The 20,185-nt window shown below is 72.0% G+C and carries 19 protein-coding genes and 1 tRNA gene; 11 read left to right on the forward strand and 9 right to left on the reverse strand.

The window, feature by feature from the left end; translation table 11 throughout:
- Positions 1-6: 6 nt before the first annotated feature.
- Together AC5WRT_RS06070 and AC5WRT_RS06075 are read right to left on the reverse strand one after the other, a co-directional pair.
- Entirely contained in the window at positions 7-594 is a 588-nt protein-coding gene (locus AC5WRT_RS06070; RefSeq protein ID WP_496092238.1) for a TetR/AcrR family transcriptional regulator, read from the reverse strand.
- Positions 591-2,108: a 3-hydroxyacyl-CoA dehydrogenase gene (locus AC5WRT_RS06075; RefSeq protein ID WP_496092237.1), complete on the reverse strand. Its 1,518-nt coding sequence runs from the start codon at positions 2,106-2,108 to the stop codon at positions 591-593. The genes AC5WRT_RS06070 and AC5WRT_RS06075 overlap by 4 nt, the downstream gene beginning before the upstream one ends.
- A 212-nt stretch (positions 2,109-2,320) precedes the next feature.
- Between AC5WRT_RS06075 and paaN the strand changes: the two genes are divergently transcribed.
- On the forward strand, positions 2,321-4,015 hold the full coding sequence (paaN, locus tag AC5WRT_RS06080; protein ID WP_496092236.1) for a phenylacetic acid degradation protein PaaN: 1,695 nt from the start codon (positions 2,321-2,323) through the stop codon (positions 4,013-4,015).
- Here paaN and AC5WRT_RS06085 read toward each other — a convergent pair.
- From AC5WRT_RS06085 to AC5WRT_RS06095, 3 genes are read right to left on the reverse strand one after another with little or no spacing between them, the layout of a single operon-like run.
- Positions 4,012-4,764, reverse strand: coding sequence for a TrmH family RNA methyltransferase (locus AC5WRT_RS06085; RefSeq protein WP_496092235.1), 753 nt, complete (start codon positions 4,762-4,764; stop codon positions 4,012-4,014). The two genes, paaN and AC5WRT_RS06085, sit on opposite strands and share 4 nt — an antisense overlap.
- Positions 4,761-5,996 (reverse strand): HTTM domain-containing protein, encoded by a 1,236-nt coding sequence (locus AC5WRT_RS06090; RefSeq protein WP_496092234.1) that lies wholly within the window; start codon positions 5,994-5,996, stop codon positions 4,761-4,763. The genes AC5WRT_RS06085 and AC5WRT_RS06090 overlap by 4 nt, the downstream gene beginning before the upstream one ends.
- Entirely contained in the window at positions 5,993-7,030 is a 1,038-nt protein-coding gene (locus AC5WRT_RS06095) for a DUF5819 family protein (RefSeq protein WP_496092233.1), read from the reverse strand. The genes AC5WRT_RS06090 and AC5WRT_RS06095 overlap by 4 nt, the downstream gene beginning before the upstream one ends.
- A gap of 367 nt (positions 7,031-7,397) precedes the next feature.
- Here AC5WRT_RS06095 and paaA point away from each other — a divergent pair, with 367 nt between their 5' ends.
- The 6 genes from paaA to AC5WRT_RS06125 all read left to right on the forward strand — a co-directional run bounded on the left by paaA (position 7,398) and on the right by AC5WRT_RS06125 (position 12,418).
- Positions 7,398-8,453: a 1,2-phenylacetyl-CoA epoxidase subunit PaaA gene (paaA, locus tag AC5WRT_RS06100; RefSeq protein WP_496092232.1), complete on the forward strand. Its 1,056-nt coding sequence runs from the start codon at positions 7,398-7,400 to the stop codon at positions 8,451-8,453.
- Entirely contained in the window at positions 8,450-8,737 is a 288-nt protein-coding gene (paaB, locus tag AC5WRT_RS06105) for a 1,2-phenylacetyl-CoA epoxidase subunit PaaB (protein ID WP_014673816.1), read from the forward strand. Before paaA ends, paaB begins: the two co-directional genes overlap by 4 nt.
- Positions 8,734-9,459 (forward strand): 1,2-phenylacetyl-CoA epoxidase subunit PaaC, encoded by a 726-nt coding sequence (paaC, locus tag AC5WRT_RS06110; RefSeq protein WP_496092231.1) that lies wholly within the window; start codon positions 8,734-8,736, stop codon positions 9,457-9,459. Before paaB ends, paaC begins: the two co-directional genes overlap by 4 nt.
- The gene (paaD, locus tag AC5WRT_RS06115; RefSeq protein WP_496092230.1) at positions 9,453-10,010 is read left to right on the forward strand and encodes a 1,2-phenylacetyl-CoA epoxidase subunit PaaD; all 558 of its coding nucleotides are present in this window, start codon (positions 9,453-9,455) and stop codon (positions 10,008-10,010) included. Before paaC ends, paaD begins: the two co-directional genes overlap by 7 nt.
- On the forward strand, positions 10,010-11,074 hold the full coding sequence (locus tag AC5WRT_RS06120) for a 2Fe-2S iron-sulfur cluster-binding protein (protein WP_496092229.1): 1,065 nt from the start codon (positions 10,010-10,012) through the stop codon (positions 11,072-11,074). Before paaD ends, AC5WRT_RS06120 begins: the two co-directional genes overlap by 1 nt.
- A 213-nt stretch (positions 11,075-11,287) precedes the next feature.
- Entirely contained in the window at positions 11,288-12,418 is a 1,131-nt protein-coding gene (locus AC5WRT_RS06125) for an acyl-CoA dehydrogenase family protein (RefSeq protein ID WP_496092228.1), read from the forward strand.
- Between the two features lie 27 nt (positions 12,419-12,445).
- Here the strand turns inward: AC5WRT_RS06125 and AC5WRT_RS06130 are convergent, their stop codons facing one another.
- The 3 genes from AC5WRT_RS06130 to AC5WRT_RS06140 all read right to left on the reverse strand — a co-directional run bounded on the left by AC5WRT_RS06130 (position 12,446) and on the right by AC5WRT_RS06140 (position 15,254).
- Positions 12,446-12,775 carry a rhodanese-like domain-containing protein gene (locus AC5WRT_RS06130; protein ID WP_496092331.1) on the reverse strand — a complete coding sequence of 110 codons (330 nt, stop codon included), beginning with the start codon at positions 12,773-12,775 and terminating at the stop codon, positions 12,446-12,448.
- A gap of 69 nt (positions 12,776-12,844) precedes the next feature.
- Positions 12,845-13,651 carry a hypothetical protein gene (locus tag AC5WRT_RS06135; RefSeq protein WP_496092227.1) on the reverse strand — a complete coding sequence of 269 codons (807 nt, stop codon included), beginning with the start codon at positions 13,649-13,651 and terminating at the stop codon, positions 12,845-12,847.
- 169 nt (positions 13,652-13,820) lie between these two features.
- Positions 13,821-15,254: a DUF2252 domain-containing protein gene (locus AC5WRT_RS06140; protein ID WP_496092226.1), complete on the reverse strand. Its 1,434-nt coding sequence runs from the start codon at positions 15,252-15,254 to the stop codon at positions 13,821-13,823.
- A 371-nt stretch (positions 15,255-15,625) separates the two neighbouring features.
- Here AC5WRT_RS06140 and AC5WRT_RS06145 point away from each other — a divergent pair, with 371 nt between their 5' ends.
- Positions 15,626-16,414 (forward strand): Fpg/Nei family DNA glycosylase, encoded by a 789-nt coding sequence (locus AC5WRT_RS06145; RefSeq protein ID WP_496092225.1) that lies wholly within the window; start codon positions 15,626-15,628, stop codon positions 16,412-16,414.
- Between the two features lie 161 nt (positions 16,415-16,575).
- On the opposite strand, the gene AC5WRT_RS06150 is transcribed toward AC5WRT_RS06145, so the two are convergent.
- Positions 16,576-16,659, reverse strand: a tRNA-Leu gene (locus AC5WRT_RS06150).
- Between the two features lie 457 nt (positions 16,660-17,116).
- Between AC5WRT_RS06150 and AC5WRT_RS06155 the strand changes: the two genes are divergently transcribed.
- From AC5WRT_RS06155 to AC5WRT_RS06165, 3 genes are all read left to right on the forward strand, one after another.
- Complete coding sequence (locus tag AC5WRT_RS06155; protein ID WP_496092224.1) at positions 17,117-17,962, forward strand: FHA domain-containing protein; 846 nt, start codon at positions 17,117-17,119, stop codon at positions 17,960-17,962.
- 10 nt (positions 17,963-17,972) lie between these two features.
- Positions 17,973-18,503 (forward strand): FHA domain-containing protein FhaB/FipA, encoded by a 531-nt coding sequence (locus tag AC5WRT_RS06160; RefSeq protein WP_496092223.1) that lies wholly within the window; start codon positions 17,973-17,975, stop codon positions 18,501-18,503.
- A gap of 140 nt (positions 18,504-18,643) precedes the next feature.
- A complete protein-coding gene (locus AC5WRT_RS06165) occupies positions 18,644-20,185 on the forward strand; it encodes a Stp1/IreP family PP2C-type Ser/Thr phosphatase (protein ID WP_496092222.1) in 1,542 nt (513 codons plus the stop codon).

Here is a 20,185-nt window from a genome sequence, read left to right on the forward strand (position 1 = left end):
CAGGTGTCAGCTCTGCTTGAGGCCCGCGAACACCAGCCGTACGACCGCGTCGGCGACCTCCCGTTCACCGGTGCCACGCGGGTCGGGCCGGTACCACTCCACGATCGAGTTGATCATCCCGAAGACCAGTCGGGTGGCGAGGCGGACCTCCACATCGCCGCGTACGTCCCCGTCGGCCGCCGCGGCCTTCAGCAGCTCCGCGACCCGGTGGTCGAAGTCGCGCCGCCGCTCCAGCGCCCACCGCTCGGTGGCGGTGTTGCCGCGCACCCGCAGCAGCAGCGTCACGTACGGCAGCTCGCGTATGAGCACCTCGACCATGCGCCGTACGACGTGCTCGAGGCGGTCGACGGGCCGCCCCACGCGCGCGTGCTCCTCCTCCAGGATCGTGAACAGACCGTCCAGGGCCCGGCTGACGGCCCGGCGCAGCAGCTCCTCCTTGCCGCTGACGTGGTGGTAGATCGACGACTTGGAGATGCCGGCCGCCTTGGACAGGTGCTCCATGGAGGTGCCGTCGTAACCCCGTTCGTTGAAGACCTGGACGGCGACGGAGAGCAGCGTCTCGGGCGTGTAGGTGTCGCGCTTGGCCGTGGTCATGACGTGCCCTCCCGCTTGTCGTCGATGGCGTACGCGTGGCGGTAGAGCGCGAGGGAGGGCGCGTAGCGTCCGGAGGGGTCGCGCTCGTGCATCTCGTCCAGGACGTCGTAGGCGAACTCGCGGCCGAGCCTGCGGTCCCACTCGAACGGGCCGAGCGGGTAGTTCACCCCGAGGCGCATGGCCGTGTCGATGTCCTCCTCGGTGGCGACACCCTTGGCGACGGCGTCGTGGGCGAGGTCGATGATCCGCGCGACGGTGCGCGCGACGATCATACCGGGGACGTCGCCGATGACGCTGACGGCCTTGCCGAGGGCCTGGAAGAGGCCGGTGGCCTCGGCGAGGGTCTGCGGCGAGGTGTCCTGGGAGGCGGACAGGGCGACGCGGGTGGCGGTGCGGTAGTCCAGGGCGAGGTCGAAGTAGACGACGTCGCGGAACTCCACGGAGGTCCGGCCGTCGGCGAGGACCAGCTGGCCGCCGCTCGGCAGCACCAGCCGGGTGCCGTTGTCCTCGTCCTCCTCGCGGACCCCGATGCCCGCCTCGCGGATCAGCGTGAGCAGTTCCGCCGCCGGGCCGAGGCCGCCCTCGGCGACGACGTACGCGGGCGGCTGCTTCTGGTCGGCGGTGTGCGGCTCGGGCCGCTCGGCGCCCTCGGTGTGGTCGTACCAGCCGTGCCCGGTCTTGCGGCCGAGGCGGCCGGACTCCACCAGCCGGCGCTGGGCCAGGGACGGGGTGAAGCGCACGTCCTGGAAGAAGGACTGCCACACGGAGTGGGTCACGGACTCGTTGACGTCCTGGCCGATCAGGTCGGTCAGCTCGAAGGCGCCCATCTTGAAGCCGCCGGACTCGCGCAGGACCGCGTCGATGGTGGCCGGGTCGGCGGCCTGGGCCTCGTGGACCGCGAAGGCCTCGGCGTAGAAGGGCCGCGCGATCCGGTTGACGATGAAGCCCGGGGTGTCGGCGCAGGCCACCGGGGTCTTGCCCCAGGCGCGGGCGGTCTCGTATGCGCGCGTGGCCGAGGTGACGTCCGTGGCGAACCCGGAGACGACCTCGACCAGCGGCATGAGCGGGGCCGGGTTGAAGAAGTGCAGGCCCACGAAGCGGCCGGGATGACGCAGGGCGCCGCCGATGGCCGTCACCGACAGTGAGGAGGTGTTGGTGGCGAGCAGGCAGTCCTCGGCGACGATCTTCTCCAGCTCGCCGAAGAGCTCCTGCTTGACGTCCAGCCGCTCCAGGACGGCCTCGACGGCCAGTCCGCAGTCAGCCAGCTCCGCGAGGCTCTCCGCGGGGGTGAGACGGGCGAGGGCCCTGTCCCGGTCGTCGGCGGCGAGCCTGCCCTTGTCCACGAGCCGGTCGAGACGGGCGCCGATCGCTGCGGCCGCGCCCCGGGCCCGCCCGGCCACGGAGTCGTACAGTCGCACAGGGTGGCCGGCGACCAGCGCGACCTGGGCGATGCCCTGGCCCATGGTGCCGGTGCCGACGACGGCCACGGGGCTGCTGAGGTCGAGTGCTGTCATGTGCGCGATCCTCCCGCACGACGTTTTCCACAGATGCGGCAGGCCCCCTTGTCCCGACCGATCGTTCGGTTACTCTAGCCCTGACCGTCCAGCCCGTCACCCGCCACCACCCCGGAACGAGGCGCTTCGCGCCGCACCTGCCGATTCCTGCCAGGTTTCCGCCCAGGTCATGGACTCGACGAAGAGTTCTCCGGACGAGGAGTTGATCCCGTATGGCCGCCGAAATGACCGCCCACGAGCTGGTCGCCAAGCACCGGCCCACGCTCGACCAGGCGCTGGAAGCGATCCGCACACGCGCGTACTGGTCGCCGCACCCCGAGCACCCGAAGGCCTACGGGGAGAGCGGCAGCCTGGATGCGGCGGCGGGCAAGGCCGCCTTCGACGCTCTGCTGGGCAACCGCCTCGACCTCGCCGACCAGCCCGGCACCGACGACTGGGTGGGCGGCGAAGTGTCCCCGTACGGCATCGAGCTGGGTGTGAGCTACCCGCACGCCGACATCGACGTCCTGCTGCCCGCGATGACGGCCGGGCAGCGCACCTGGCGGGAGGCGGGCCCGGAGATCCGGGCCATGGTCTGCCTGGAGATCCTCAGGCGCATCAGCGACCGCACCCACCAGTTCGCGCATGCGGTCATGCACACCTCCGGCCAGGCCTTCATGATGGCGTTCCAGGCGGGCGGCCCGCACGCCCAGGACCGCGGCCTGGAGGCGGTGGCGTACGCGTACGCGGAGCAGATCCGCACGCCCGAGACGGCCGAGTGGACCAAGCCCCAGGGCAAGCGCGACCCGCTGGTCCTCACCAAGCAGTTCACTCCGGTTCCACGCGGCATCGCCCTGCTCATCGGCTGCAACACCTTCCCGACCTGGAACGGCTACCCGGGCCTGTTCGCCTCCCTCGCCACCGGCAACGCGGTCCTGGTCAAGCCGCACCCCCGCGCGGTGCTGCCGCTCGCGCTCACCGTGCAGATCGCACGCCAGGTGCTCGCCGCGACGGGCTTCGACCCGAACCTGGTGGCGCTGGCCGCCGAACGCCCCGGCGAGGGCGTCGCCAAGACTCTTGCCACCCGCCCCGAAATCAAGATCATCGACTACACCGGGTCCACCGCGTTCGGTGACTGGCTGGAGGCCAACGCCCGCCAGGCGCAGGTCTACACCGAGAAGGCCGGCGTCAACACGGTGATCGTGCACTCCACCGACGACTACAAGGGGATGCTGTCCAACCTGGCGTTCTCGCTGTCCCTCTACAGCGGCCAGATGTGCACCACGCCGCAGAATCTGCTCATCCCCCGGGACGGCATCCGCACCGACGTGGGCCCCAAGACCTTCGACGAGCTCACCGCCGACCTCGCCCGCGCGGTCGACGGCCTGCTCGGCGACGACGCCCGCGCGAACGCCCTGCTGGGCGCGATCGTCAATCCGGACGTCAAGGCCCGCCTGGAGGCCGCCGCCGGCCTCGGCGAGGTCGCCCTCGCCTCGCGTGAGATCACCAACCCGGACTTCCCCGACGCGGTGGTCCGCACGCCCGTCATCGTCAAGCTGGACGGCGCCAAGCCGGACGCCGAGGCCGCCTGCATGAGCGAGTGCTTCGGCCCCGTCTCCTTCGCCGTCGCCGTCGACTCCGCGCGCGACGCGGTGGAGCTGCTGCGCCGCACGGTCCGTGAGAAGGGCGCGATGACGGTCGGCGCCTACACCACCGACCACGAGGTGGAGCAGGCCGTCGAGGAGGTCTGCCTGGAGGAGGCGGCCCAGCTGTCGCTCAACCTGACCGGCGGGGTGTACGTGAACCAGACCGCCGCGTTCTCCGACTTCCACGGTTCGGGAGGGAACCCGGCGGCCAACGCCGCGCTGTGCGACGGCGCGTTCGTCGCGAACCGATTCCGGGTGGTGGAGGTCCGCCGAGAGGCCTAGGAAGGCGTGAGCGCGCCCCCGGCACTCCAGTGGTACAGCGTCATCGCCACGCTCGTGGCCAGGTTGTAGCTGGAGACCTGGGGGCGCATCGGCAGGGACAGCAGACGGCCGGCACGCGCGCGTAGTTCCGCCGACAGCCCGCTGCGCTCGGAGCCGAAGACGAGGACGGCGTCGTCCGGGAGCCGCACGCCCCGGATGTCGTCGCCCTCGGAGTCCAGTGCGAACACCGGCCCCGGGGGCAGCTCGTCGACGTCCAGCCGCTCGACGGCGGTCGCGAAGTGCAGGCCGGCGCCGCCGCGCACCACTGTGGGGTGCCAGGGGTCGAGCGTGCCCGTGGTGACCACGCCGGTCGCCCCGAAACCGGCGGCCAGCCGGATCACGGCACCGGTGTTGCCCAGGTTGCGCGGGTTGTCCAGGACCACGACGGGCGCGGTGCGGGGCATGTGGGCGAGCCTGCGCAGATCGGCGTCGCGCGACGGCCGTAGGGCGAGCGCGGCCACCCCGGTGGGATGCGGCCGCGGGACGAGGGAGGCGTACGTCTTCGCGGGCACCTCGGTGAGCAGCGCGTCGAGCGCGTCGCGTACGTCTCCGGCCAGGTCCTCGGCGAGGCCGAGCGCGGCCCGCCGGTCCGTGGTGACCGCCACCGGGACGTCTGCGCCGAAACGCAGCGCGTGCTTGAGGGCGTGGAAGCCGTCGAGCAGCACCGCGCCTCCGGCAAGCTCGCGCCAGCGGGTCAGCGGGTCGGTCATGCGGTGAACCCTACGTGGTCCTGGGCACCGTGCCCGGAGGCGGTTTCAGGGCCGTCTTCGGGAGAGCGCGGCGCGGGAACCCTGCGGTCGCCGTACCGGACGAGCCGTCCCCAGGCGCGTGCGGCCGGCGTGCTCAGCCGGCGCAGGAACGACGTCGGCAGGAAGACCGCGTCCGCGCTGATCATCGCCAGTGAGAAGAACGGCAGGCCGAGCACGACCGCGATCACCGCGTGCTCGGTCATCATCAGCACCAGCAGGACGTTCTTGACCCGCCGGTTGAACAGGGTGAACGGGAACGCGACCTGCACCATGACGGTGCCGTAGGCAACGGCCATCATGATCGTGCCGCTGGAGGACATCAGGTCTGCGAGTCCGGGCCAGGGCGAGAAGTAGTCCAGGTGGAGCGGGTAGTAGACGGCGGTGCCGTCCTGCCAGCGCGAGCCCTGGATCTTGTACCAGCCGGCCGTCGCGTAGATCAGGCAGGCCTCCGCCATGATCACGAGCAGGCCGCCGTTGTGCACGACGTTGGCGACGACGTCCAGCAGGATCCGCGGCTGCTGCGACCTGGCCCAGCGGCCGACGGCCCACCACAGGCCCTGCACCGCCCAGGCCGTCCACAGCAGCGCGGGGATCAGCCAGCCGTTGTCGAACCGGCCGGTCAACGTCGCGACGAGCAGCGTAGGCCCGAACACCGCCCACAGGGCGGGGCCGACCCGGTCGGCGGGTACCCGCTCGCCACGCGCGCGTGCCGCATCCGCGCGCGCCGCCCGCCGCGCGTCCAGGGACCATACCTGCCCGCAGCGCGTGAACACGAGGTAGAAGGACATCAGGTGCAGGACGTTGTCGCCGCCGTCGCCCATGAAGACGCTGCGGTTCTGCAGCGACAGCACGCCCACCATGAACAGCACGGACGCCGTCCGGGTGCGCCAGCCGAGCAGCAGGGCCACGCTGGCGGCGATCGCCAGCAGATAGCAGCACTCGAACCACAGCTGTCCGTCCGACCACATCAGGGCCGTGAAGGCGTGGTTGTCGGCGGTCAGCTCCTCGGCGAGGTTCCAGCCCCAGGGGCTGGCGGGGCCGTACAGCTCCTGGCGGTGGGAGAACTCACGCAGCAGGAACAGCAGCCAGGTCCCGGCGAAGCCGATGCGTATCACGGCGCTCTGGTACGGACCGAGAGCCGACTCGGTGACTTTGGCGATCGCGCGCGAGAGGGTCAGGGCGAGCCTGTTCACCGCACACCTCCCGCTGCCTCGTCGGCCGTCACGGTCCACCAGGGCAGCACACGGTAGACGGGCTTGTCGGGCACGCGCTCACCGCTCCACTCGGGCGGTTGCACATTGGTGGTGCTGGAGCGGATCTGCACCCGCTGGACGACGCCGTCGCGGTCGGCGGGATACGTCCGGTACAGGCGCATCACCACGAGCCGGCGCAGGTACTGCTCGGAAAGCGAGCCACGCATGCCCACAGGACGGTTGTCCGCACCGTGCGTGGCGGTGAAGAAGTCCCAGGCACGGCGCAACTCGTTCTGCTGAGTGTGGCTCGGCACCGGGTTGCCGTCGATCGCGGCGCCGTCCTGGGCGGAGAGGTCGGTCCAGCCGATGGTGTGCAGCCCGCCGCCCTTCGTCCGCACGACGGCGCGCACCTGGACGGCGATGTTCTGCTGCAGCGGGTTCGGCGCGAAAAGCTTCCAGTTCTGCTCGAACTCCGGGAACACCCACTCCTCGACCGCCTTGCCGTGCTGCTTGGTCACCGTATTGGCGGGGGCGAGACTGAGGAACACCATCAGCAGATGCACACAGGCGGCGACCCCGACCACCGCGAGCGCCAGCGCCGCGACGACCTGGTAGCGGAGGGAGAGGGCGGCCACGCCGCCGCGGGGGGCGGGAGGCGGCGTGGCAGCGCCGGCCCCGGCCGCGGTGAACGGCTGGGCGGGCACGCCCCGCTGAGCAGGCACGCCCGGCTCGCGGGGCCCTGCCGGGTAAGGCGGCCCGGCAGGCTCCGCACCGGCCGCACCGCCGCCCATGCCAGGGGCGCCCTCACCCGCCCCGGAGTCCTGACCGCCTGTGTCACCGGGCACCGCCGAGGAATCCGCACCGGCCACGGGATCCGTGCCGGCCACCGGGTCCGCGGCGTCCGAAGAATCCGCACCGGTGGAGTCCCCGCGGGGCGAGGAGTCCACACCGTCCGGGGAGCTCTCCGGGAGACGCGCCCCGGCCGGCCCGCCGGGGTCCGGCCGGCCCCCCGGGTCCTCGTCGTACGCGTCCATTCCGCCCCGTCCCCCGTTCCGCTCGTCATTCGGCTCGTCGTTCGGCTCGGTGGTCCGCTCAGTGATCCGGCGCCCGCCACGAACGCCCCACCTGTCCCGTACGCCACTGCTCGGCGTCAGCACGGAACGGTACTCAGCCCCGGCCACCCCGCGCAGCCCCGGGTGCGGGCCACAGCGGTGGTCCTCGCCACGTGATATGCCCCGCACCGGGCCCCACCTGCCCTCACGGGGGTTGTCCACAGGCCGGGCGCCCGAGTTTTCCACAGCGGTTGACACCCCACGGCGGCCCGGCACACCATTGATGCGCACAGACCGAACGATCGGTCGGGACGGATGTCACCGCAGAACCCGAGGTCAGGGGGACCGCATGGCCACAGCAGCCGCGCAGCGCACGGCCCGCACGGAGGCGGACGGCGCACCGGACACCGTCGACACGGCGGGCTTCCAGCACGCCTTCGACACGGCGGTGGCCGCCGACGAGCGCATCGAACCACGCGACTGGATGCCCGACGCCTACCGCGCCACCCTGGTCCGGCAGATCGCCCAGCACGCGCACTCCGAGATCATCGGCATGCAGCCGGAAGCCAACTGGATCACCCGCGCGCCCTCCCTGCGCCGCAAGGCGATCCTGATGGCCAAGGTGCAGGACGAGGCCGGCCACGGCCTCTACCTGTACAGCGCGGCCGAGACCCTCGGCACCAGCCGCGAGGAGCTGCTCGACAAGCTGCACAGCGGCCGCCAGAAGTACTCCTCGATCTTCAACTACCCGACACTGACCTGGGCCGACGTCGGCGCGATCGGCTGGCTGGTGGACGGCGCCGCAATCACCAACCAGGTGCCGCTGTGCCGCTGCTCCTACGGGCCGTACGCGCGAGCGATGGTGCGGATCTGCAAGGAGGAGTCCTTCCACCAGCGCCAGGGCTACGAACTGCTGCTGGCTCTCAGCAAGGGAACGCCCGAGCAGCACACGATGGCCCAGGACGCCGTGAACCGCTGGTGGTGGCCCTCCCTGATGATGTTCGGCCCGCCCGACGACGAGTCCCAGCACTCGGCGCAGTCGATGGAATGGAAGATCAAGCGCCACTCCAACGACGAACTGCGCCAGCGCTTCGTCGACATCTGCGTCCCCCAGGCCGAGTCCTTGGGCCTCACCCTCCCCGACCCGGACATCGAGTGGAACGAGGACCGCGGGCACTACGACTTCGGCCCGATCGACTGGACGGAGTTCTGGGAGGTCCTCAAGGGCAACGGCCCGTGCAACGAACAGCGGATCACCCAGCGCAGGCGCGCCCACGACGAGGGAGCGTGGGTACGGGAAGCGGCCGCCGCCTACGCGGCCAAACACACCGGCGGCACCGCCGACAGCCGTGACGAGAAGACGGCCGGCGAGACACGACACGTGACAGGAGCGGAGCGAGCATGAGCACCACCGACTGGCCCCTGTGGGAGGTCTTCGTGCGCTCCCGGCGCGGCCTCTCCCACACCCACGCCGGCAGCCTGCACGCCCCGGACGCCGAGCTGGCCCTGCGCAACGCCCGCGACCTGTACACCCGCCGCGGCGAGGGGGTGTCGATCTGGGTCGTACCGGCCGCCGCGATCACCGCGTCCTCACCGGACGAGAAGGACCCGTTCTTCGAACCGGCCGCCGACAAGCCCTACCGGCACCCGACCTTCTACGAGATCCCCGAAGGGGTGAAGCACCTGTGACCGGCCCCGCCACCGTCCCGGTGACCGCCGCGCTCGCCCTCGGCGACGACGCCCTGGTGCTCTCCCACCGGCTGGGGGAGTGGGCCGGAAACGCTCCCGTCCTGGAGGAGGAGGTCGCCCTCGCCAACATCGCCCTCGACCTGCTCGGCCAGGCCCGGGTCCTGCTGTCCATGGCCGGCGACGAGGACGAACTGGCCTACCTGCGCGAGGAGCGGTCCTTTCGCAACCTCCAACTGGTCGAGCAGCCGAACGGCGACTTCGCCCACACGATCACCCGCCAGCTCTATTTCTCCACCTACCAGCAGCTGCTCTACGCCGAGCTGGCCGCAGGAGACGGACTCTTCGCATCACTCGCCGCGAAAGCGGTGAAGGAGGTCGCCTACCACCGCGACCACGCCGAGCAGTGGACGCTCCGCCTCGGCGACGGCACCGAGACCAGCCACGAGCGGATGCGCCGTGCCTGCGGGGCGCTGTGGAGGTTCACCGGCGAGATGTTCCAGCCCGTGGAGGGCCTCGACGCCGACTGGACGGCCCTGGACGCACGCTGGCAGGAGTCCGTCCAGGACGTCCTCGGCCGTGCCACGCTCCCGCTCCCCGATGGACCGCGCACCGGCGCCTGGTCGGCCGGTGCCGGCCGGCAGGGCATGCACACCGAGCCGTTCGGGCGGATGCTCGCCGAGATGCAGCATCTGCACCGCAGCCACCCGGGGGCGACATGGTGACCACCACCGCACTGGAGACGGAGCTGCTCGAGCTGGCCGGCTCGGTGCCCGACCCCGAACTGCCGGTGCTCACGCTCCACGAGCTGGGCGTGGTGCGCGCGGTGCACCTCAACGGCCCCGACACGGTCGAGGTGGACCTGACCCCCACCTACACCGGCTGCCCCGCCATCGAGGCGATGAGCGTGGACATCGAGCGGGTGCTGCGCGCCCACGGCATGCGCGAGGTCACGGTCCGCACGATACTCAGCCCCGCCTGGACGACCGACGACATCAGCCCAGAAGGACGGCGCAAACTCCTGGAGTTCGGCATAGCTCCCCCACGGGTGCGCACCGCCTCCGGACCGGTTCCGCTGACGCTCGGCCCGACCCGCGCCGAGAAAGCAGCCGCCGGGCACGTGGCCACCGGCGGCACACCCCCCGAGCCCGTCCGCTGCCCGCACTGCGGCTCCGCCGACACCGAGCTGCTGAGCAGGTTCTCCTCCACCGCGTGCAAGGCCCTGCGCCGCTGCCTCGCCTGCCGGGAACCGTTCGACCACTTCAAGGAGTTGTGATGGCGCGCTTCCACCCGCTCCCGGTGGCCGCGGTCGACCGGATCACCGACGACTCCGTCGCCCTCACCCTCACCGTCCCGCCCGAGCTGCGCGAGGAGTACCGGCACGCACCCGGCCAGCACCTGGCGCTGCGCCGCCGGGTCGACGGCAGCGAGATACGACGCACCTACTCGATCTGCTCCCCCGCGCCCGACCCGGCCGGCCCCGGCCCCGGCACCCTGCGGGTGGGCGTGCGGCTGGTGGAGGGCGGCGCCTTCTCGGCCTACGCGCTGAAGGAGATCGACGTCGGCGACGTCCTGGAGGTGATGACCCCGGCCGGCCGTTTCACGCTGGAGCCGGCGCCGGGACTGTACGCGGCGGTGGTCGGCGGCAGCGGCATCACCCCGGTGCTGTCCATCGTCTCCACGCTGCTGGCACGTGAGCCGGCGGCCCGGTTCTGTCTGATACGCAGCGATCGCACGACCGCCTCGACGATGTTCCTGGAGGAGGTCGCCGACCTGAAGGACCGCTGGCCCGAGCGGCTCCAGTTGGTGACGGTGCTCTCCCGCGAGGAGCAGCAGGCGGGCCTGCCGTCCGGAAGGCTGGACCGCGAGCGGCTCACCGGGCTGCTGCCCGCGCTGCTGCCGGTCGGTGAGGTCGCGGGCTGGTTCCTGTGCGGGCCGTACGGGCTGGTGCGAGGCGCCGAGCAGGCGCTGCGCGAGCTGGGCGTGGACGGCTCCCGCATCCACCAGGAGATCTTCCATGTGGACGCGGGCTCGCCCCCGCCCCTCAGCGCGCAGGCCCCCGCGCACAGCACGGTCACCGCCCGCCTCGACGGACGCGGCGGAACGTGGCCCGTGCGCGACGGCGAGACTCTGCTGGAGACTGTCCTGCGCAACCGCCCCGACGCCCCCTACGCGTGCAAGGGCGGTGTCTGCGGGACGTGCCGCGCGTTCCTGGTCTCCGGCGAGGTCCGCATGGACCGCAACTTCGCCCTGGAGACGGAGGAGACGGAAGCCGGATATGTCCTGGCCTGCCAGGCGCATCCACTGACGGAACAGGTGGAGCTGGACTTCGACCGCTGAGGGCGGCGTTCGCTGAGGCCGGTGTTGGGCCAAGGCTGATGGCGGTGTGGGCCGGGCTTGGCGGGAGCCAACTCGGTGGGGGTGGAGAGGGAGGGGGGCGGGGGGAGGGCCCCCGGAACACCGAAAACACCGGGATTCCCCCATTCCCTTCTCCCACGACCTCCCCTATCTTGACGCTCCGTCAGATCACCGCATCCGCCGGAGGGACAGGCCGTGGACTTCACCTTCACCGAGGAGCAACGGGCGGCGGCCGAGGCGGCGCGGGGGGTGTTCGCCGGGGTGGTGCCGGACGCGGTACCCAGCCCGGCGCTCACCACTGGTGCCGTCGCCGAGGGCTTCGACCGGGAGTTGTGGTCCCGGCTGGCCGAGGCGGACCTGCTGAGTCTGCTGCTCGACGAGACGCACGGCGGTTCCGGCCTGGACGTGATCTCGCTGTGCCTGGTGCTGCGGGAGTCCGCCGAGGTGCTCGCCCGGGTGCCGCTGCTGGAGCACAGCGCGGCGGAAGCGGCCGTACAAGCCTACGGCGGACCGGAGTTGGCGCGGCGTGTGCTGCCGCGGGCCGGACGGGGTGAGCTGGTGCTGACCGTCGCGTCGAACGGCCGCAGTGGCCACGATCCGGCGGAACTGGCCGTCCGTGCACGGCGGGACGGTGCGGACTGGGTGCTGGACGGGGTGCAGACGGCGGTGCCGTGGGCGTACGACGCGGACCTGGTCGTCGTACCGGCACACCTCGAGGGCCCGGCCGCCGGCCGGACCGTGATCGCGCTGGTGCCGCGTGAGCGGGAGGGTGTGGTCCTCGCCGAGCAGGTGTCCACCAGCGGGGAGCGGCTGGCCGAGGTGCGGCTGGAGTCGGTGCGGATCGACGTCGGCGATGTCATCGGGGCCGACGGCGCCTGGGAGTGGCTGCACGCGCTGCTCGTCACCGGCGTCTGCGCGCTGTCGCTCGGGCTGGGCGACCGGGTGCTGCGGATGACCGCCGGGTACACCGGCAAGCGGGAGCAGTTCGGGTATCCGATCGCGACCTTCCAGGCGGTGGCGGTGCAGGCCGCGGACCGGTACATCGATCTGCGCGCCATGGAGGCCACCCTCTGGCAGGCGGCCTGGCGGATCGCCGGGGGCATGCCGGCCGCCGGGGAGGTCGCGGTGGCGAAGATCTGGGCGGCGGAGGGGGTGCGGCGGGTCGTACAGACGGCGCAGCATCTGCATGGCGGGTTCGGCGCCGACACCGACTACTCGCTGCACCGCTACCACGCCTGGGCCAAGCACCTGGAGCTGGCGCTCGGCCCGGCGGCGGCGTACGAGGAGAGGCTCGGGGACCTGCTGGCCGTGCATCCCCTGGGCTGACCGGGCGGCCCGGCCGCCGGAAGCGGCCTACTGGACGAAGCCCGGCCGGCCGTCGTCCGTGATCACCGGGCGGCCCTTGGCCTCCCAGACCTGCATGCCGCCGTCGACGTTCACCGCGTCGATGCCCTGCTGGACCAGGTACATGGTGACCTGTGCCGAGCGGCCGCCCGAGCGGCAGATGACGTGTACACGGCCGTCCTGCGGGGCGGCCTCGGTCAGCTCGCCGTAGCGGGCCACGAAGTCGCTGAGGGGGATGTGCAGCGCTCCCTCGGCGTGACCGGCCTGCCACTCGTCGTCCTCGCGGACGTCCAGCAGGAAGTCGCCGTCCTTGAGGTCCGTGACCTCGACCGTGGGCACACCAGCTCCGAAGTTCATGTCCCCGACGCTACCGGAAGGTCCCCGGTCCCGGCCGCACCGAGCCGTGGCTCATCCCTGTCCCAGCAGGGCTGCCAGTTCGGCCTCCCGCCGGGCGATGTCGGCGCGCAGCTTGCCGGCGATCTCCTCGAGCAGTCCGTCGGGGTCGTCCGGGGCGAGCCGGAGCATGCCGGCGATGGCGCCCTCCTCCAGTTCGCGGGCGACGAGAGTGAGCAGTTCCTTGCGCTGGGTGAGCCACTCGAGGCGGGCGTACAGCTCCTCGGCGGGACTCGGTCGCCGCTCCGGCGGCACCGGACCGGCCGCCCACTCCTCGGCCAGCTCCTTCAGCAGGGTCTCGTCGCCACGGGCGTAGGCGGCGTTGACCCGGGTGAGGAACTCCTCACGCCGCTGCCGTTCCTCTTCCTCCTGTACGAGGTCGGGGTGGGCCTTGCGGGCCAGCTCCCGGTAGAGCTTGCGGGCCTCCTCGCTGGGCCGTACCCGCTCCGGGGGCCGTACGGCCTGGTCGGTGAGCATGGCGGCGGCCTCCGGGAACAGGCCGTCTCCGTCCATCCAGCCGTGCAGCAGCTCCTCCACGCCGGGGATCGGCAGGACCTGCGCGCGGGCCTCCTCGGCGCGCCGGATGTCCTCCGGGTCACCGGTGCGGGCGGCCTTCGCCTCGGCGATCTCGGCGTCCAACGCCTCGATGCGGGCGTAGAGCGGGCCGAGCCGCTGTTCGTGCAGCCGGGAGAAGTTCTCGACCTCGACGCGGAACGTCTCCACGGCGATCTCGTACTCGATCAACGCCTGCTCGGCGGCTCGTACGGCCTGCTCGAGCCGCTCCTCGGGGCGCGGGGACTGTTCGGCATCCGGGGTCGTCACGCGAACAGGGTAGGTGGTCCGGGCGGGGCGGGACGCCGGAGGGCCGTCGGTCGTCTGCCGGGTGCGCGTCCGGCAGGGTCGCCGGTGCCCAGGCGGGGAAGCCGCACACCGATGGGCGACAGAGCGGCGTGTCGGTTCCGCCCCGTGCCCGCGTCGGAGCCGCCCCGCGTCACACCCCCGGCTCGGCCGCGATCCGCCCCGCCCTGATTGCGGCCACCAGCTCGGCGTGGTCGGCCTCGGTGCGGTCGGCGTAGGCGACGGCGAAGGCGGCTGTCGCCTCGTCCAGTTCCTCGTTCTTGCCGCAGTAACCGGTGATGAGGCGAGGGTCGGCGCTGTGGGAGTGGGCGCGGGCGAGCAGGGCACCGGTCATGCGGGCGTAGTCGTCGATCTGGTCGGCCGGCAGGGCGGCGGGGTCGACGCTGCCCTTGCGGTTGCGGAACTGACGTACCTGGAAGGGGCGGCCCGAGACGGTCGTCCAGCCGAGCAGGATGTCGCTGACCACCTGCATCCGCTTCTGGCCGAGGACGACCCGGCGGCCCTCGTGCTGCACCGGCGGAGTCTCGAAACCGGCCGTGGCCAGGTGCGGGACGAGCGCGGAGGGGCGGGCCTCCTTGACCTGGAGGACCAGCGGCTGCTCGCGGTGGTCGAGGAGGAGTACGACGTAGGAGCGGGTGCCGACGCTGCCGGTGCCGACCACCCGGAAGGCCACGTCGTGCACGGTGTGCCGGGCGAGCAGCGGGTGCCGGTCCTCCGGCAGGGTCGTCAGATACTCCTCCAGGGATGCGGCGACCGCCGCGGCCTCGGCGTCCGGGATGCGGCGCAGCACCGGCGACGCGTCGATGAAGCGCCGTCCGCCGTCCTCGTGCGGCTGCGTCGACTTCGCCGCGAACCGGCCGCTGGTGTTGGACCGGGCTTTCTCCGAGACCCGTTGGAGGGTGCCGAGCAGATCGTGGGCGTCGGTGTGGGAGACCAGTTCCTCGTCCGCGATGGCGTTCCACGCGTCGAGCACCGGCAGCTTGGCCAGCAGGCGCATGGTGCGGCGGTAGGCGCCGACCGCGTCCCTTGCGGCGGCTCGGCACGTCTCCTCGTCCGCGCCGGCCTCCCGCCCCGCGAGCACCAGGGAGGCGGCGAGCCGCTTGAGATCCCACTCCCAGGGGCCGTGCACGGTCTCGTCGAAGTCGTTCAGGTCGATGACGAGGTCACCGCGGGCGTCGCCGTACAGGCCGAAGTTGGCCGCGTGCGCGTCTCCGCATATCTGGGTGCGGATCCTGGTCGTCGGGGTGCGGGCAAGGTCGTACGCCATGAGTCCGGCGGCGCCGCGCAGGAAGGCGAAGGGAGTCGCTGCCATCCGTCCGACGCGGATGGGGGTCAGCTCCTCGATACGGCCGGCGTTGGACGCGGTGACCGCGCTCACGGCGTCGGGGCGGGCGGCGTCGAGGTCGAGCGTGCGGTGCGCGCTGCGCGGCACGCTCGACCGCAGCGCCTTGCCCTCCTCCTTGGGGGAGTCCTGCCGCGGCCACCGGGCGAACCCGCGTACCCGCGGCAGCCGGCGCGTCTGCCGGTCCACCGCTTCCGCCGGCGCTTCCCCACCGGTTCCGGTCACTGCGACCGCCTCCCCCGAACACCCGTCGGCTGCGAACCGACACGAACATCAACTCGTGCAGACCGTACAGCGGGTGACGGAAACACGTCAGGCCTGCGGCGCGCTGCGCGTGGCCGGGAGAGAACTTCCTCACAGGGCGCGCACCGGCGATGCCGGAGGAGGGCCGGTACGGGGTCGGCGTCCGCGGCGCTCGGCGTAGGCCGTCCGGTGGAGGTACGGGCAGGCGGTGGGCGGCACGGGGAAGCCTGTCGGCAGCAGCCGGCCGGCTCCGGCTCCGCCGCTCCCCTCCCCTTCCGACACCCGTTTCTCGACTCCAACAGCCTCCGCCGCCGTTCACCGGGCTCCGCCCGCCGCCGTAGGGACCGCCCCCAATGCCTGAGCTTCCGGACGTCGAAGGTTTTCGCAGGGTGCTGGTGTCGTGTGCGCGGGGCAGGGTCGTCCGCCGGGTGGAGGTGCGCGACGCGGGCGTCCTGCACGGGGTGAGCGCGTGGCGGCTGGGCGACGCGCTGGTGGGACGGCGGTTCACCGAGCCGGAGCGGCACGGGAAGTGGCTGCTCGCCCGCACCGGCGGTCCCACTCTCCTGCTGCACTTCGGCATGACCGGCCTGCTGGTCTGCGCCCGTCCCGAGGACCCCGTGGAGCCCCATGACCGCGTCCTGTTCGACCTGGGCGGCGGCCGCGGGCTCCGCTACCGCGACCAGCGCAAGCTCCAGGGTCTGTGGCTGGCCGAGGACGATTCCGGTGTGGCCCGGCTGCTGGAGCGTCAGGGGCCCGACGCGCTGGCGGTGGACCGCGCCTGCTTCGAGGCCGCGCTCTCCGGACGCCGTGGGCACATCAAGACCACGCTGACCGACCAGTCCGTCCTGGCCGGTCTCGGCAATCTGCTCGCCGACGAGATCCTGTGGCGCGCCGGGTTGCACCCCGGCAGACGGGCGGGCGGTCTCTCGGAGACCGAACGCCGGCGCCTGTACACGCGGATGCGCCGCACGCTGCGTTCCGCGGTCGACGCGGGATGTGTCCCGCCGCGGGACGCGTGGCTCACCGGCCGCCGTGACGATCCCGATCCGGTCTGCCCCCGCTGCGGCACGCGCCTGCGCCGTTCCCGCATGGCGGGTCGCGGCACGGTGTGGTGTCCTCGGTGCCAGCCGGAGGCGGCCTGAGAGGGTCCTACGGCCGTTGTCTTCCGTGAGATAGCTCACCGGCGGAGCGGGCCGTCGGCCACGCCTTCGCTCCCCCGGGCTGTGCGATGTCTCACAGCGTGACCGCAACACGAAACGGGCCCCTGCCATGACTTCCGTCACGACACGGGCCCGTGTCTCTGTGCGCGAGGGGGGAGTTGAACCCCCACGCCCTTGCGGGCACTGGAACCTGAATCCAGCGCGTCTGCCTATTCCGCCACCCGCGCATTGGGTGTGTCTTCCGGTTCCGGCCCCTTCGGGCTGCCCCCTTCCGACACCCAGAACATTAGCACGCCGTACGGGGGGGATTCACACCCCTTCCCACCGGCGCGAACCGGGCCGGGACCCGCTCCCGCGTGCCAGGAGGGCCCCCGGATTGCGAGCCGGGCGGGCCCGCGCCCCGGCCACTTCGCTCCAACCGACCTCTCCTACCCGCCCCACCCGCCCCATACGTTTCGACGAGACCCGGTTCACGTATCAACCTCGTACCGGTACCCGCCGTCTGGCCAGGAGGCGGTCCGGGCGCACAGCGGGGTGCGGGACACTGGTCTGCGGCCGCCTCTACGATCCATGGCAGGAACCGGCTGATCGCCGGGCGCGTGGATACGATCGGTGAGCAGAGCGCGGTAGCACACAGCAGTACAGGTACGGCAAGGCAGACGGCAGGGACGGAGGAGGTGCCCCATGGGAGTCCTGAAGAAGTTCGAGCAGCGTCTCGAAGGTCTGGTGAACGGCACCTTCGCCAAGGTCTTCAAGTCCGAGGTCCAGCCCGTGGAGATCGCCGGCGCGCTCCAGCGTGAGTGCGACAACAACGCCACGATCTGGAACCGCGACCGGACCGTCGTACCCAACGACTTCGTCGTGGAGCTGAGCGCGCCGGACCACGAGCGCCTCAGCCCCTACTCCGGGCAGCTGGGCGACGAGCTGGCCGGCATGGTGCGTGACTACGCCAAGCAGCAGCGCTACACCTTCATGGGCCCGATCAAGGTCAATCTGGAGAAGGCCGACGACCTGGACACCGGCCTGTACCGGGTGCGCAGCCGCACCCTGGCCCCCTCCAGCAGCCAGCAGGCCCCCGCGGCCCCGGCCGCCGGCCGCCCCGCGCAGGGCGCCCCGGGCGGCTACGGCTACCCGCCCGCCGGCGCGCCGCCGATGCCGTCCGCGCCGCCGCCCGGCACCCGGCCCGGCGGCTACGGCTATCCCCAGCCCGCCACGCAGCGGCCCGCGGCCGCCCCGGTGAGCGGCGGGCGCACCCGCTACTGGATCGAGATCAACGGCACCCGCCACCAGATCTCCCGCCCGACGCTGGTGCTGGGCCGCAGCACCGACGCCGACGTGCGGATCGACGACCCCGGCGTGTCCCGTCGGCACTGCGAGATCCGGACCGGAACGCCCTCGACGATCCAGGATCTCGGTTCCACCAACGGCATCGTGGTGGACGGGCAGCACACCACCCGCGCTACGCTCCGCGACGGCTCGCGGATCGTCGTGGGCAGCACCACCGTTATCTATAGGCAAGCCGAAGGGTGAAGCGGGGGCAATGTCAGAGCTGACCCTCACGGTCATGCGGCTGGGTTTCCTGGCCGTACTGTGGCTGTTCGTGATCGTGGCCGTGCAGGTCATCCGAAGCGACCTGTTCGGTACGCGCGTCACCCAGCGCGGATCGCGTAGGGACGCCGGGCGCCAGCAGCAGGCGCCCCGGCAGCAGGCCGCCGCGCCCCCGCAGCAGCGGGGCCAGCAGCGGGGCCAGCAGAGCGGCGGCCGGCGCGGCCGCAACGCCCCCGCGAAGCTGGTCGTGACCGAGGGGACACTGACCGGCACGACCGTCGCGCTCCAGGGCCAGACGATCACGCTGGGCCGGGCGCACGACTCGACGATCGTGCTGGACGACGACTACGCCTCCAGCCGCCATGCCAGGATCTACCCGGACCGCGACGGTCAGTGGATCGTCGAGGACCTCGGTTCCACCAACGGCACCTACCTGGACCGGTCCCGGCTGACGACTCCCACGCCGATCCCGCTGGGCGCGCCGATCCGCATCGGCAAGACCGTCATCGAGCTGCGGAAGTAGTGCTACATCATGAGTGAGCGCGAGCGGAGCGAGCACGCAGTGGCAGGCCACACCCCGGTCTCCGGCGCGCTCCCGACCGGAGGGTGGGCAGTGTGGCTCGACACGACCGGCTGCATTCGGAGCCGATGGGCGAGGTGGGCATGAGTCTGTCACTGCGCTTTGCCGCCGGATCGCACAAGGGCATGATCCGCGAGGGCAATGAGGACTCCGGCTACGCCGGTCCCCGGCTGCTCGCCATCGCCGACGGCATGGGCGGCCAGGCGGCCGGCGAGGTCGCCTCCTCCGAAGTGATCTCCACCCTGGTCACGCTCGACGACGACGTACCCGGCTCCGACCTCCTCACCTCCCTCGGCACCGCCGTGCAGCGCGCCAACGACCAGCTGCGCTCCATGGTCGAGGAGGACCCCCAGCTCGAGGGCATGGGCACCACGCTCACCGCACTGCTGTGGACCGGGCAGCGGCTCGGGCTCGTGCACGTCGGCGACTCCCGCGCCTATCTGCTGCGCGACGGCGTCCTCACCCAGATCACCCAGGACCACACCTGGGTGCAGCGGCTCGTCGACGAGGGCCGCATCACCGAGGAGGAAGCCACCACGCATCCGCAGCGCTCCCTGCTGATGCGCGCCCTCGGCAGCGGCGACCACGTCGAGCCCGACCTGTCCATCCGCGAGGTCCGGGCCGGCGACCGCTATCTGATCTGTTCCGACGGCCTGTCCGGCGTCGTCTCCCACCAGACACTGGAGGAGACCCTCGCCAGCTACCAGGGCCCCCAGGAGACGGTGCAGGAGCTGATCCAGCTCGCGCTGCGCGGCGGCGGCCCCGACAACATCACCGTCATCGTCGCCGACGTCCTCGACCTGGACACCGGCGACACCCTCGCAGGACAGCTGTCCGACCAGCCGGTCGTGGTCGGCGCCGTCGCCGAGAACCAGCACCACCTGCACGACAACGGCATCATGCAGACCCCGGCCGGCCGCGCCTCCCACCTGGGCCGCCGCCAGCCCGGCCACGGCGGCGGCGAGTTCGGGCCGCCCGGCTCCGGCGACACCGGCTACATCCCCGCGGGCAGCTTCGGCGACTACGCCGACGGCGACTTCACCAAGCCGCGCGGTCAGCGCAGGTGGCTGAAGAGATCCCTCTACGGCGTGCTCACCCTCGCCGTCATCGGCGGCGGCCTCTACGGCGGCTACCGGTGGACGCAGACGCAGTACTACGTCGGCACCAAGGGCGAGCACGTGGCGCTGTACCGCGGCATCAGCCAGGACCTCGCGTGGGTGTCGCTGTCGAAGGTGGAGAAGGACCACCCCGAGATCGAACTCAAGTACCTGCCGCCCTACCAGCAGAAGCAGGTCAGGAACACGATCGCGGCGGGTGGACTGCAGCAGGCACAGGCGAAGATCGAGGCCCTGTCGGTACAGGCCTCCGCGTGCCGGAAGCAGGCGGAGCGCCAGACCGCCGAGTCGCAGCAGAACGCGAAGACGGGTCAGGGCCAGGCCGGAGGCACCACGGGAACCACCCGTAGCGCCTTCACGTCCAAGGCGTCACCGACACCGCACCCATCCACGACGGCACCCGCTACGAAGAACCCTTCGAAGTCCCCGTCCGCGACCGCCACTCCGAACCCCGGCCCGAGCCTCTCCGAGGATGAGCAGAAGGTCGTCGATCAGTGCGGCAAGCAGTAG

It is taken from the genome of Streptomyces sp. NTD91 (assembly GCF_059510455.1).

Coding starts and splice junctions, on each gene's coding strand:
- AC5WRT_RS06070 (WP_496092238.1), bottom strand. CDS start 594: ATGACCACGGCCAAGCGCGACACCTACACGCCCGAGACGCTGCTCTCC.
- AC5WRT_RS06075 (WP_496092237.1), bottom strand. CDS start 2,108: ATGACAGCACTCGACCTCAGCAGCCCCGTGGCCGTCGTCGGCACCGGC.
- paaN (WP_496092236.1), top strand. CDS start 2,321: ATGGCCGCCGAAATGACCGCCCACGAGCTGGTCGCCAAGCACCGGCCC.
- AC5WRT_RS06085 (WP_496092235.1), bottom strand. CDS start 4,764: ATGACCGACCCGCTGACCCGCTGGCGCGAGCTTGCCGGAGGCGCGGTG.
- AC5WRT_RS06095 (WP_496092233.1), bottom strand. CDS start 7,030: ATGGACGCGTACGACGAGGACCCGGGGGGCCGGCCGGACCCCGGCGGG.
- paaA (WP_496092232.1), top strand. CDS start 7,398: ATGGCCACAGCAGCCGCGCAGCGCACGGCCCGCACGGAGGCGGACGGC.
- paaB (WP_014673816.1), top strand. CDS start 8,450: ATGAGCACCACCGACTGGCCCCTGTGGGAGGTCTTCGTGCGCTCCCGG.
- paaD (WP_496092230.1), top strand. CDS start 9,453: ATGGTGACCACCACCGCACTGGAGACGGAGCTGCTCGAGCTGGCCGGC.
- AC5WRT_RS06120 (WP_496092229.1), top strand. CDS start 10,010: ATGGCGCGCTTCCACCCGCTCCCGGTGGCCGCGGTCGACCGGATCACC.
- AC5WRT_RS06145 (WP_496092225.1), top strand. CDS start 15,626: ATGCCTGAGCTTCCGGACGTCGAAGGTTTTCGCAGGGTGCTGGTGTCG.
- AC5WRT_RS06155 (WP_496092224.1), top strand. CDS start 17,117: ATGGGAGTCCTGAAGAAGTTCGAGCAGCGTCTCGAAGGTCTGGTGAAC.
- AC5WRT_RS06160 (WP_496092223.1), top strand. CDS start 17,973: ATGTCAGAGCTGACCCTCACGGTCATGCGGCTGGGTTTCCTGGCCGTA.
- AC5WRT_RS06165 (WP_496092222.1), top strand. CDS start 18,644: ATGAGTCTGTCACTGCGCTTTGCCGCCGGATCGCACAAGGGCATGATC.